This is a genomic window from Mucilaginibacter pankratovii (assembly GCF_014773265.1).
Lineage (GTDB): Bacteria > Bacteroidota > Bacteroidia > Sphingobacteriales > Sphingobacteriaceae > Mucilaginibacter > Mucilaginibacter pankratovii.
In genome coordinates this window covers 178,440-190,523 of record NZ_JACWMY010000015.1, presented here as the reverse complement: position 1 = coordinate 190,523, position 12,084 = coordinate 178,440, and the positions used below count along the sequence as shown (strand labels likewise).

The window sequence follows — 12,084 nt, the reverse complement described above, 5'->3', positions numbered from 1 at the left end:
TTTACGGATAAACCCTTTCACGTTGCGGATCTCCTGGGTATCTATCTGATTAGGCAATTTATTCTCGATAAAATGGCGCATCTCGCCGTACAATTTCTTCAGTTCAGCTGCATCCTCGCCAACGCTTTCTTTAAAATCGATAGCGAATTCAACATAGCGTAATACATCATCATCCCATACCGCAGTATTGCCCGATGTTTGATAAGCCACATGCACATCATGCCCCTGGTCAACTAATCTAATAAATGTACCACCCATGGATATCACATCATCGTCCGGGTGCGGAGAGAAAACGATAGAACGCTTCCTTGCCGGCTCAGCACGTTCCGGACGCTGAGAGTCATCAGCCCCCGGCTTACCACCCGGCCAGCCGGTAATGGTATGCTGTACCTGGTTAAAAATGTCGATATTGATGTTGTAAACAGGTCCCTGTTCCACGGCAAGCTGCGCCATACCATGGCTGTTATAATCTTCTTCGGTCAGTTTCAGGATCGGCTTACCCACCGTACCCGATAACCAGATCACCGCCTTCTTTTTCAAACTATTGTCCCAAACACAATCTTTTACCAGCCACGGCGTATCAAAACGGGTGAGATCAGAAGCAGCGCCTTCATCCAGTACAAACTCCACATGGTCGGAGAGTTGTAAGAAAGTAGCAGGCACTTCACCCGAGATCTCGCCTTCCACGGCTTTACGTACGATAGGGGCTTTCTTGGCGCTCCAGGCCATTAATATAATTTCGCGGGCTTTAAAAATGGTACCCACACCCATGGTGATAGCTTTGGTGGGCACATTCTGCTTGCCCCCAAAATCGCGGGAAGCATCGCGGCGGGTCAGGTCATCCAGGGTCACTAAACGGGTACCCGAGTTTGGTGCCGAGCCCGGCTCGTTAAAACCGATGTGGCCGGTACGGCCGATACCAAGCAATTGGAGGTCGAGGCCACCAAGTTCCGACAGTTGTTTCTCATAATCCAAACAAAAAGCGGCCACCTCATCCTGATCCAAGGTACCGTCAGGGATGTGCACATTATTCTTATCGATATCTACATGGTCGAACAAATTCTCATTCATGAAAGTGACATAGCTTTGCACAGCATCGGGTTTCATGGGGTAGTATTCGTCCAAATTGAACGTGATCACATCCCGAAACGACAGCCCTTCCTCACGGTGCAAACGGATGAGCTCGGCATACACACCGATGGGCGTAACGCCCGTAGCCAGTCCCAAAACAGTTTGCTGCCCCAAACTCTGCTTATCACGGATCAGCTTGGCTATCCTTGCTGCTACTGCCAGCGATGCGGTCTTCTGATCCGCATAAACGCTCACCGGCAGCTTCTCGTAACGTGTCTCTTCCAGTAAATTTAATCTTGCCATAAAAATTGCTTGTATAATTTGATCTTGTTTAGCGACGGAAATTTGGCATAAAAAAAATCCTCACCGGAGTGAGGATTTACCAACCAATTAACTATAAAATTTAAATCCCTCAACGAGGAATAGTAGTACGCAGTATTTAATGATCTTAAATTCATCATCAATACAAACTTACTAAACTTAATTTGATAAAACAAAATACTTATTAAAATAATTTAAAAAGATTAATTAACCAAAAACAGAATTCGATTGCTTTTAGGCTTGTTCGCGTTCGACAGGTGCCGCGAACAGCCCGAACAAGCCCGAACATTGCGATTTTAAACGAATCATCACTGAATAAGCCGTAAAAATTCTAAAAGCTATTTCCCTGTAATCTACAACCGGTTACAATTTTCTTGTAGAAGAGATCCTTACGCTCTTTAATTAATTATCTCCTGCCGCTTTCGCACACTCAAAAAATAAATGCCCAAACCTATAGCATAAGCCGCCAAACAAAACAGGGCAGCGTAAGGATTTTCTTTAAAGGAAATGAAGATGTTGATGGTTACAAACCAGTACGACAGGATAAAGATCAAAGGCACTAAAACCGGAAGCCATTTTATAGTATAAATATCCGTAGTATCCAGTTCGCGGGTTTTTTTACGCAGCATAAAAATGGCGACAGCTGCTACGGAGACACCAATAGTCTCAAAAAACATCACGTATTTAAGCATATCGCTAAAGGAGCCTACAAAAAACAGGATCACCAATATAGCTATTACAAAAAAGCTCATGCCAAATTCCTGCACCTGCGTTTTGGGGTTGAGGCGTTTAAATATGGGCGGTAAAATCCCATCCTCGGCCATGGCATAATACACCCTCGGGCTGGATAAGATATTTACGTTTACATACGCCACTACGGATATAAACATCAGTATGGATGTAATTTTAGAGCCGGTAGCCCCAAATATCAGCCCGGCCATGGTTGCCGCCAGGGTATGGGTTTGCTGTAGGCCGCCTATCCCCAATACTGCAAAATAGGCATAATTAATAGCGAGGTATAACGTGATCACCGTGCCTATACCAATAAATATCGATCGCGGGATGTTCTTTTTTGGGTTAATAATATCGCCGCCAAAATTAATGGTTTGCGCGTAGCCGGTGTAGGTAAAAAACACAGCCACAAGGCTTAAGCCAAAAGCGGTAATAACATTCCCGCTATGCGGCGTGGCTGCAATTGTATGGGCAGGCACTGCATCGCTTTTAAATATGGCGGTGCAGAGCACTACTATCATGCCCGCCTTAAAAATAGTAAGCACGTTTTGAGTGCGCGCGCTTAGCTTTATCCCTAAAAAGTTAATACCGTAAAGTACCAGTACCGTTAATATGGTGGTGAGTTTTGTGCCCATGCTGTTTTGCATACCGGTAGGCAGTAAAATGGGGTTGATATATTCGGCACCTAAAAGTGCAACGGCCGCCACTGATGCCGCATTGCTGATCACCAGCACCCAGTTGATCATGAACGCGAACGCCGGGTGGTAACAATAAGAAAATACTTTATAGAACCCGCCGGTTGTTGGGTAACGCGCACCTATTTCGGCAAAGGTAAGGGCACCGCAAAGGCTCACCAATCCGCCAAAGATCCAGGCGCCAAAAAAGATCCAGGTGTTGCCGGCCTTTACCGCAACATCGCTGGGCGTGCCAAAAATACCCATGCCTATCACCAGGCTTATTACGATCATCGTAAGGTCGAAACGGCTAAGCCTTGGTTTAATGGACATTATCTAATTGTTTATTTTTTAAATTTAGATTTTAATTATAAATACTGTCTTAAATCCTTTAAATTCGTCATGGATTTTTGTGTACTACCTACTTGATTGAACGGATTTGAAGCAAATTAGACAAATATTACTTAGTGGTATATTGTTGTTTTGCATTGCACCTGCAATTGCACAGGGTAAAAAGTATCCCGTTGCCAAAAAAGCACCCGTTGCAACTGTAAAGAAAACGGCTTTTGTAAGCCCCCAACTCCGTAATTTCCTGGATATAACAGCGCGTGCAAACGTTGTTTTTAACTTCCCTAAAGGGTTTAAAGAAATACCCGCACCCGATAACGAAGATTTTTCTTTCGACTACGCGATGGCAATCCCCGGTGAAGATTTTGAGATCTGGTTCCAGGCGAAATCTCAAAAAGAAAATTACGCGGCATTTTTACGCACGATAGGGAACAAAGAAACCGGGCTGAGCGACCCTGACTCACTTTACGTAGGTATGGGCACAGCATTGGCTATTGGGTTCACGGGCGATCAAACAGGTTTTTTTGTGCGCCCCATACCGGCAAAATACTTAAAAAGATATAATGCCGATGCAGGCAGGTCTTATTTGCTTAACCTGCTCGATCTGCAAACTACAAAGCATTATAAATACGGTTTACTTATCACCTTGCAAAAAGCCCACACGGGTACTATATTGGCCGTATGCTTTGCCAATGAAAAAGGGCCGGAATTTTATAAGAATATAGATAGGGCCAGCAACTGCATCAAGTTTAAGCCTTAAACCCATAATGTTGATAAGTTAACACATTTAAATACCAATTTAAGCGTGGGAGATTTATTTTTGCAACAGGGGCATTTCGTTTCCCCGATTTTTTAGAAAGATATGGCAGAGAATGTAGATTATAACGACGATAGTATCCGCTCGCTCGACTGGAAAGAACATATACGCTTAAGGCCGGGTATGTACATTGGTAAGCTGGGCGATGGTTCTGCTTATGACGATGGTGTATACGTGTTGCTGAAAGAAATTGTAGATAACTCGATAGATGAGTTTGTGATGGGATCGGGCAAAACGATAGAGGTTACCATGAGCGACCATAAAGTATCCGTACGCGATTATGGCCGTGGTATCCCCCTGGGGAAGGTTATCGATTGCGTATCAAAAATAAATACAGGTGGTAAGTACGATAGCAAGGCCTTCCAAAAATCGGTGGGTTTGAATGGTGTGGGTACCAAAGCGGTTAACGCGCTTTCTAACTTCTTTACCGTACAGAGCTACCGCGACGGTCGCACCAAAATTGCTGAATTTGAAAAAGGCGAACTAAAGCGCGATGAGCCTGAAAAGGAAACATCGCAGCGTAACGGTACGGCCATCAATTTCATCCCGGATGATACCATCTTCCGCCACTACCGCTTTATCCCGGAATTTGTAGAGAATATGATATGGAACTATGTGTTCCTTAATTCGGGGCTTACGCTTAACTTCAACGGTAAAAAATACCTGTCGGAGCGCGGCCTGTACGACCTGCTGGTACGCAACGCCGATGCCGAAAACCTGCGCTACCCCATCATCCACTTAAAAGGGCATGATATAGAGATAGCCATGACGCACGGCCAATCGTACGGCGAAGAGTACTACTCCTTTGTAAATGGCCAGAACACTACGCAGGGCGGTACCCACCAGGCAGCCTTCCGCGAGGCGGTCGTAAAAACCATTCGCGAGTATTATGATAAGGATTATGATGCTGCGGATATCCGCGCGTCCATCGTTGCTGCTATCGCGATAAAAGTACAGGAGCCGGTTTTCGAATCGCAAACCAAAACCAAGCTGGGTTCGCAAAATATTGGTCCCGATGGGCCATCGGTGCGCACGTTCATCGGCGATTTTGTAAAACGCGAGCTGGATAATTACCTGCACAAAAACCCGGCAACTGCTGATGCGCTGAAAGCAAGGATCTTACAATCCGAACGGGAGCGTAAGGATATTGCCGGCATCAAAAAACTGGCTAACGACCGCGCCAAGAAAGCATCCCTGCATAACCGTAAACTGCGCGATTGCAAGATTCATTTCGACGATAACCATGAGCGCAAGCAGGATACCACGTTGTTTATTACCGAGGGTGATTCGGCCAGCGGAAGCATCACCAAATCGCGCGATGTGCAAACCCAGGCGGTATTCAGTTTAAAGGGTAAACCGCTGAACTGTTTTGGGCTCACCAAGAAAGTAGTTTACGAGAATGAAGAATTTAACCTGCTGCAGCACGCGCTGAATATTGAGGATGGTATTGATAACCTGCGCTATAATAACATTGTAGTAGCTACGGATGCCGATGTGGACGGGATGCACATCCGCCTGCTGCTGATGACTTTCTTTTTACAGTTCTTCCCGGACCTGGTGAAGGCCGGGCACGTATCTATCCTGCAAACACCATTGTTCAGGGTTCGGAATAAAAAGGAAACCATTTATTGCTACAGTGATGAAGAGCGCCGCAACGCCATTGCCAAACTGGGGAATAAGCCCGAAATAACCCGCTTTAAAGGTTTGGGAGAGATCTCGCCGGACGAGTTCGGCCTGTTCATCGGCAAGGATATCCGCTTAGATCCTGTGTTTTTGAAGGATGCCAATATTAAGGCATTACTGGAATATTTCATGGGTAAAAACACGCCAACCCGCCAGCAGCACATTGTAAATAACCTGCGGGTAGAGAAAGATGATGAAAGCGTGAACCCGCTGATTGCCGAAAATTTAGATAGTGTGGAGTTGCCGGTAGCAAGTTAAGCAGGTATGGTATGACTAATCTGGAGGAATTATTTACCAAGTATAATTTTGAAAGAGGGGTATCATCTGCCGAGAGTATCGGCGTGTTGGAATCGGCAATAGGCTTCAAACTACCCGATGATTATTGGTATTATGCTTTAAATTACAAGAGGTTCGAAGGTTTTATAGGCTCGGAATATGTGGTTCTTTGGAAAGCTGAAACGTTGTTGTCGCTGAATAACGATTATAACGTGTTACAATCGTTGCCAAACACAATCGCCATAGGCAGTAACGGTGGTGGAGAGTTTATTGGTATTGAGATGTTTGATCATGGTCGTCACAGGCTAATTATTTCACCATTTATAGATTTAAATAACGAATACCATATCAAAATTGGAGATTCATTTTCCGGGATGCTTATTGGATTAGATTCGGGGGCAACATTTTTTAGCTAATTAGAAATGATAAAGAAGATATATTACTTATCCTTTTTACTGGTTATTTTTTTTAGCTGTGGCAATTCGCGCCAAAAAATAAAATATGACAAGGACTCGGTAAAGCTTAAGCAGGATTTTTTGCCGGGGGTATCCGGGTTTTCGCCTAAACCATCGCTTGAGGATAGCCTATACGGCATCTGGACGGATGGCTCGGATAACAATGCCACGATAAAAATAAAGCCCGACTCTATCTATTACCCTGATCAGTTTAAATCTTACAAGTACACGCTGAAAGGAGATTCGATAAAGATCTATTACGACGAGTATACTTACCGTGCGCGGGTTTATTTTGTGAAAGACACATTGATGATGGATTCTAAAGAAGACGAGAGCGTCAAATTTTGGAAATTCAAAAACTAAGCCTTACCTTGTATCCCCCGATTTAAAATGATCGGGGGATTTTTTTTCACAATATAAAAAGAACCCTCTCCCATGGAGAGGTCAGGGTGAGGCCACATGACAGAACACGAAATAAAAATAGCTTTTAAAGAATATGATGCTGTTGAGGAATTGAACAGCATCGACTATAACCTATGCCAGGAAGCTGTTAAAGCTTTGGCTACCTCGCATTCCCCCTATTCCAAATTCAGAGTGGGTGCTGCTTTACTGTTAAAAAGCGGTAAAATAATCCATGCCAGTAACCAGGAGAACGTTGCCTATCCATCGGGCCTTTGCGCCGAGCGGGTTGCCCTGTTCCATTGGGGTACCAGCCATGCAGATGACCCTATTATAAGCATGGCGGTAACCGCCAAAACCGATGAGTTTGAACTGTTAAAACCCGTAACATCATGCGGTGCCTGCCTGCAGGTAATGGCCGAATGCGAAAAACGCCAAAACAGCCCTTTTAAAATGCTCTTATATTGCATAGATGGACCGGTTTGGGTGATAGATGGCGTACACAGCCTGATGCCCTTTATGTTTTTTGAAGAAAGGTTATCGCAGGCAATATGAGATTAAGGATCATCATACTGTTTGTTTTAGCTACAGCAGGCAGCAGCGCCCGCGCGCAAACCGGCTTCCCTTTTGATAATGAGATCCGCGATTTTAAACATCAGGACAACCTTAAATTCCCACCCAAAAATGGTATTTTGTTTATCGGCAGCTCCTCCATCCGCAAATGGACCGACCTGGAGCAGCGCTTTAGCGCTCAACCCATTATCCGCCGGGGGGTAGGTGGCTGCACGCTGGAGCAGCTGGTGGATTATTACACACCTTACATCCTGTTCCCTTATCGGCCAAAAAAGGTTTTTATCTATGCCGGCGAAAATGACATTGCCGCCGGCAACACCGGCGATTTTGTGGCAGCAGAGTTTACCAAACTTTGGGGTATGCTAAGCAGCAGATTACCTAAGGCCGAAATTTATTTCATGGCTATAAAGCCAAGCCCCAGCCGGGCAGAGTATTTACCCGAAGTAACTATAGCCAATAAAAAAATAAAAGCTTTTTTAAAGAGCAAAAAGAAGGGCTATTATATCGATGTAGCGTCCGCTATATTGAACCCAACAACTATGAAGCCCGATCCATCCCTGTTTGAAGGCGATCTGCTCCACCTCAACAAAACCGGTTACGATAAATGGCAGGCGGTGTTACAGCCCTATGTAAAATAATAAAGGCGTCCCGATACCTCGGGGCGCCTCACACTTAAACACTAAACTAAACTAAAAAACTATTTAAAAACGCTGTACACGTTGGTTATCTTCCAGCCATCGCCGGTGTTGGTAACGGTTACATAGTTGCTGCGGGTAAAGCCATCATATTTCATATCCACTTTTACCACTTTAATATCGGCATTGCTTTCTACTATATCGGTGCTGGTAGTGCAGGTTTGCTCTACGTTTTTGTCGCCTTTAAAAAACTCCATCATTTGCTTTTTATCAAAGCTTAACATTTTTTTGCCACGCAGCATGCTAAACTTTACCGTTTGGTCCAGCACGTCGTTCAGGCCGGCTAATTTGCCGCGGGTAATGGCATCTACGTAAGTGTTTACGGCATGGGTAGCGGTAAGGCTTTCGTTATCTGGAATTGGATTTGCTTTAACTGCGCCGCACACTACTAACAGGGCTAATCCGAGGATGATTGATTTTAAATTTTTCATGATATTATAAGTTATTTGGTTTTGATTTTATATCTATAAGATGCGTCCACTTACCGATGTGTTACACCTTAAAGTGTTAAATATTCACATTTAACAAACATTTAACATTTGCCGTCATAATCGCCTAAATTCGCATCATGTTTGACTTTAATACCATTATTTTGCAATTCAACGAGTACGGCGATAAAACCGGCTGGACGTATATTGAGATTCCGGCAGATGTTGCGGCGGAACTAAAACCTAATGATAAGCGCTCTTTCCGCGTGCGGGGATTTTTAGATGAGCTGCCTATAGCCGGCATGAGCCTGATGCCCATGGGCGAAGGCAAACACATTATGGCATTGCGAAAGGAGATCCGTAAAGCTGTCCGTAAGGAGCGGGGCGCCATGCTGCGGGTGCGGCTGGAATTTGATGTTGATTTTAAGCTGGAAGTGCCCGAAGACCTGCAGGAATGTTTTGATTTTGAACCCGAAGCGGCCGATTATTTCAACAGCATCACCAAATCGCACCGGGGGTATTTTATCAAATGGATAAACGATGCCAAAACGCCCGAGACGCGGGCGAACCGGATAGTAAGCACGGTGAACGCTGCACTGAGACGGATGGATTATGGAATGATGTTGAGAGAGAAGAAGAAGTTGAGGGAGGGGTAAAGATACCTGCATGTTGTCTTTTTAGTATCAACACTTGCCTTGTATTGTGCATAAAATCTGCACATCTGCACATCCGCATATCTGCACATTATCCTATCTTTACCCATCCAAATTTTTTGCTGAAGAATGAGTGACGATCTGCATCCTGATAATATTCCTGATAATACTGAAGACAAACTTCACACCATCACCACCCTCGACGGACTTTACGAAAACTGGTTCCTGGACTATGCATCCTATGTGATCCTCGACCGTGCCGTTCCGCATATAAATGATGGTTTAAAACCGGTACAGCGCCGTATCCTGCACTCACTGAAGGAGATGGACGACGGGCGCTTTAACAAGGCCGCCAACGTCATCGGTAATACCATGAAGTACCACCCGCATGGTGATGCTTCCATAGGCGATGCCATGGTGCAGATAGGGCAAAAGAACCTGCTGATAGATTGCCAGGGCAACTGGGGCGACCCCGTAACCGGCGACTCGGCAGCTGCCCCCCGTTATATCGAGGCGCGCCTTTCAAAATTTGCGCTTGATGTTGTTTTTAACCCCGATACCACGGTTTGGCAGGCCAGTTATGATGGCCGTAACCGCGAGCCTATTACGCTGCCCGTAAAGTTCCCGTTGCTGCTGGCGCAGGGTGCCGAAGGTATTGCAGTGGGTTTGGCTACCAAGATCTTACCGCATAACTTTATCGAACTCCTCGATGCTTCTATTGCATCGCTGAAAGGTATCCGCCCCAATTTACTGCCCGATTTCCCAACCGGTGGCATGGCCGATGCTTCGGCATACAACGAAGGCCAGCGCGGCGGCAGGATCCGTGTGCGCGCCAAAATTGTGGAACGCGATAAAAAAACGCTTACCATTACCGAGATCCCTTTTACCACTACCACCGGCAGCTTAATAGATAGCGTAATATCCGCCAATGATAAGGGTAAGATCAAGATAAAAAAGATAGAGGATAACACTGCGCAAAACGTGGAGATCGTGATCCACCTGGCGCCGGGCATTTCGCCCGATGTGACTATCGACGCCCTATACGCTTTTACCGATTGTGAGGTTTCCATATCGCCAAATACCTGTGTAATTCAATCAGACAAGCCGCGCTTTATGAGCGTGAACGATATGCTGGTTGAAAGTACCGTTTACACGCGCGAGTTGCTGAAGCAGGAGCTGGATATCAAGCTGAAGGAACTGATGGAAAAGATCTTCTTCAGCTCGCTGCTTAAGATCTTTATCCAGGAGGGGATGTACAAACACCCCGATTACGAGGGTTCATCAACCTTTGAGCTGGTAGTAGAGGCATTAACCCGCTTGTTTACGCCTTTCTTCCCGCTGTTTTATCGCGAAATTTTGCCGGAGGATTATAAGAAGCTGATCGATAAGCCGATGAGCAGCATCACCCGTTTTGATTTTAAAAAGACGGATGAGCAGATCAAAAACCTCGAGGCCGAAATAAAACAGGTAAAACATCATCTTAAACACCTTACCGATTATACCATCGCCTGGTTTGAAAAGCTCCGCGATAAATACGGTAAAGACCGCGGCCGCAAAACCGAGCTGCGCACCTTTGATAAGGTGGAAGCATCACAAGTGGCACTGGCTAATATAAAGTTATACGTAAACCGTATCGACGGCTTTATAGGCTCTGGTTTAAAGAAGGACGAGTTTGTAGGCGATTGTTCAGATATCGATGAGATCATCGTATTCCGCGAGGACGGCAAATTTGTGGTTACCCGCGTACAGGACAAGGTTTTTGTGGGGAAAGATATTCTGCATGTTGCCGTATTTAAAAAGAACGACGAGCGCACCGTGTACAATATGATCTATAAAGACGGGCAAAGCGGGGTAAGCTATATCAAACGCTTCTCGGTAACGGGCATCACCCGTGATAAGGAGTACGACCTGACCAAGGGTACCAAAGGCTCGAAAATGCTGTACTTCACTGCCAACCCCAATGGGGAGGCAGAGATCGTCAACGTACAGTTAAAGCCACACGCTAAACTCAAAAAACTGAATTTTGATGAGGATTTTGCGGCGCTTACCATCAAAGGCCGTGGCTCGATGGGTAACATGGTTACCAAGTACCCGGTAAAAAAAGTGCTGTTGAAAAGTAAAGGCATCTCTACATTAGCTGGTCGTAAGATCTGGTACGATGAGATCCTAAAACGCCTCAACGCTGATGGCCGCGGTAAATATCTGGGCGAATTTGATGGCGACGACCGCATCCTGAATATTTTCAGCAACGGTACCTACGAACTCACCAGTTTCGATCTGAACAACCACTTCGACGATAAGATGATCGTTATTGAAAAATACGACCCGGCCAAAGTATTCGCGGTGGTGCATTACGATGGCAAATCCAAGAATTACATGGTGAAACGCTTTGTGTTTGAGAATACCGTTATCGGCAAACAAACCAGCATCATCAGCGATGAGCCGGGGTCAAAGCTCATTATCATTACAAGCGCAAAACAGCCGATGGTTAAGGTGGAGCAACTGAAAGGTAAGGCACTGGTACCCGAAACCGCCGAACTGAATTTGACCGACCTGATCGATATAAAAGGCATGAAAGCCATGGGCAATAAGGTATCTATTCACCAGGTAAAATCGGTGGAGTTGATTGCCGGCGAAGACGATGATACTGAAGAAGAAGGCGATACCCAGCCGGATGGACCGGAAGGCCCCGAAATTACCCCAGGAGGTGAGGGTAGCCCGATAGCCGATGCCCCGACTGAACAACAATCGGCCCCGGCCCCCGTTAAATCTGACGAACCAGTTAAACCGGTGGAGCCAACAAAACCATCCGAATCGGTAAAATCAAATTCTGAATCGGTGGAATCAAAATCGGAGGAATCAACTCCTCCATCGGTGCAATCCAAAAAGGTAGACTTCGAGATAACCAACCCGGATGATATCGAAATTGACGACAAGGGCCAGCTGGGCTTATTTTAAT

General features: G+C 45.5%; 11 protein-coding genes. 8 read left to right on the top strand and 3 right to left on the bottom strand.

Annotation, left to right across the window (positions count from 1 at the left end; all coding sequences use genetic code 11):
• Both nagB and IDJ77_RS24575 read right to left on the bottom strand, forming a co-directional pair.
• Positions 1-1,389 (bottom strand): glucosamine-6-phosphate deaminase (gene nagB, locus IDJ77_RS24580; protein ID WP_317174372.1); only part of this gene is annotated, 1,389 nt, incomplete at its 3' end.
• Between the two features lie 401 nt (positions 1,390-1,790).
• Positions 1,791-3,131, bottom strand: a complete 1,341-nt coding sequence (locus IDJ77_RS24575) for an APC family permease (protein WP_191191634.1) — start codon at positions 3,129-3,131, stop codon at positions 1,791-1,793.
• 106 nt (positions 3,132-3,237) lie between these two features.
• On the opposite strand from IDJ77_RS24575, the gene IDJ77_RS24570 reads away from it, so the two are divergent.
• The 6 genes from IDJ77_RS24570 to IDJ77_RS24545 all read left to right on the top strand — a co-directional run bounded on the left by IDJ77_RS24570 (position 3,238) and on the right by IDJ77_RS24545 (position 7,987).
• Entirely contained in the window at positions 3,238-3,906 is a 669-nt protein-coding gene (locus IDJ77_RS24570) for a hypothetical protein (protein WP_191191633.1), read from the top strand.
• Positions 3,907-4,008: 102 nt separating this feature from the next.
• On the top strand, positions 4,009-5,904 hold the full coding sequence (locus tag IDJ77_RS24565) for a DNA topoisomerase IV subunit B (protein WP_191191632.1): 1,896 nt from the start codon (positions 4,009-4,011) through the stop codon (positions 5,902-5,904).
• Positions 5,905-5,915: 11 nt separating this feature from the next.
• Entirely contained in the window at positions 5,916-6,338 is a 423-nt protein-coding gene (locus IDJ77_RS24560; protein ID WP_191191631.1) for an SMI1/KNR4 family protein, read from the top strand.
• Between the two features lie 6 nt (positions 6,339-6,344).
• Positions 6,345-6,740 carry a hypothetical protein gene (locus tag IDJ77_RS24555; RefSeq protein WP_191191630.1) on the top strand — a complete coding sequence of 132 codons (396 nt, stop codon included), beginning with the start codon at positions 6,345-6,347 and terminating at the stop codon, positions 6,738-6,740.
• Between the two features lie 96 nt (positions 6,741-6,836).
• A complete protein-coding gene (locus IDJ77_RS24550) occupies positions 6,837-7,331 on the top strand; it encodes a cytidine deaminase (RefSeq protein WP_191191629.1) in 495 nt (164 codons plus the stop codon).
• Positions 7,328-7,987: a GDSL-type esterase/lipase family protein gene (locus tag IDJ77_RS24545; RefSeq protein ID WP_191191628.1), complete on the top strand. Its 660-nt coding sequence runs from the start codon at positions 7,328-7,330 to the stop codon at positions 7,985-7,987. The genes IDJ77_RS24550 and IDJ77_RS24545 overlap by 4 nt, the downstream gene beginning before the upstream one ends.
• A 59-nt stretch (positions 7,988-8,046) precedes the next feature.
• On the opposite strand, the gene IDJ77_RS24540 is transcribed toward IDJ77_RS24545, so the two are convergent.
• On the bottom strand, positions 8,047-8,475 hold the full coding sequence (locus IDJ77_RS24540; RefSeq protein WP_191191627.1) for a nuclear transport factor 2 family protein: 429 nt from the start codon (positions 8,473-8,475) through the stop codon (positions 8,047-8,049).
• A 137-nt stretch (positions 8,476-8,612) separates the two neighbouring features.
• Between IDJ77_RS24540 and IDJ77_RS24535 the strand changes: the two genes are divergently transcribed.
• Positions 8,613-9,128: a YdeI/OmpD-associated family protein gene (locus IDJ77_RS24535; RefSeq protein ID WP_191191626.1), complete on the top strand. Its 516-nt coding sequence runs from the start codon at positions 8,613-8,615 to the stop codon at positions 9,126-9,128.
• Positions 9,129-9,254: 126 nt separating this feature from the next.
• On the top strand, positions 9,255-12,083 hold the full coding sequence (locus IDJ77_RS24530) for a DNA gyrase/topoisomerase IV subunit A (RefSeq protein WP_191191625.1): 2,829 nt from the start codon (positions 9,255-9,257) through the stop codon (positions 12,081-12,083).
• The last annotated feature ends 1 nt before the right edge of the window (position 12,084 follow it).

Excerpts from the sequence above, each read along its gene's own strand:
- IDJ77_RS24555 (WP_191191630.1), top strand. The coding sequence starts at position 6,345 with ATGATAAAGAAGATATATTACTTATCCTTTTTACTGGTTATTTTTTTT.
- IDJ77_RS24565 (WP_191191632.1), top strand. The coding sequence starts at position 4,009 with ATGGCAGAGAATGTAGATTATAACGACGATAGTATCCGCTCGCTCGAC.
- IDJ77_RS24545 (WP_191191628.1), top strand. The coding sequence starts at position 7,328 with ATGAGATTAAGGATCATCATACTGTTTGTTTTAGCTACAGCAGGCAGC.
- IDJ77_RS24560 (WP_191191631.1), top strand. The coding sequence starts at position 5,916 with ATGACTAATCTGGAGGAATTATTTACCAAGTATAATTTTGAAAGAGGG.
- IDJ77_RS24530 (WP_191191625.1), top strand. The coding sequence starts at position 9,255 with ATGAGTGACGATCTGCATCCTGATAATATTCCTGATAATACTGAAGAC.
- IDJ77_RS24540 (WP_191191627.1), bottom strand. The coding sequence starts at position 8,475 with ATGAAAAATTTAAAATCAATCATCCTCGGATTAGCCCTGTTAGTAGTG.
- IDJ77_RS24550 (WP_191191629.1), top strand. The coding sequence starts at position 6,837 with ATGACAGAACACGAAATAAAAATAGCTTTTAAAGAATATGATGCTGTT.
- IDJ77_RS24535 (WP_191191626.1), top strand. The coding sequence starts at position 8,613 with ATGTTTGACTTTAATACCATTATTTTGCAATTCAACGAGTACGGCGAT.
- IDJ77_RS24575 (WP_191191634.1), bottom strand. The coding sequence starts at position 3,131 with ATGTCCATTAAACCAAGGCTTAGCCGTTTCGACCTTACGATGATCGTA.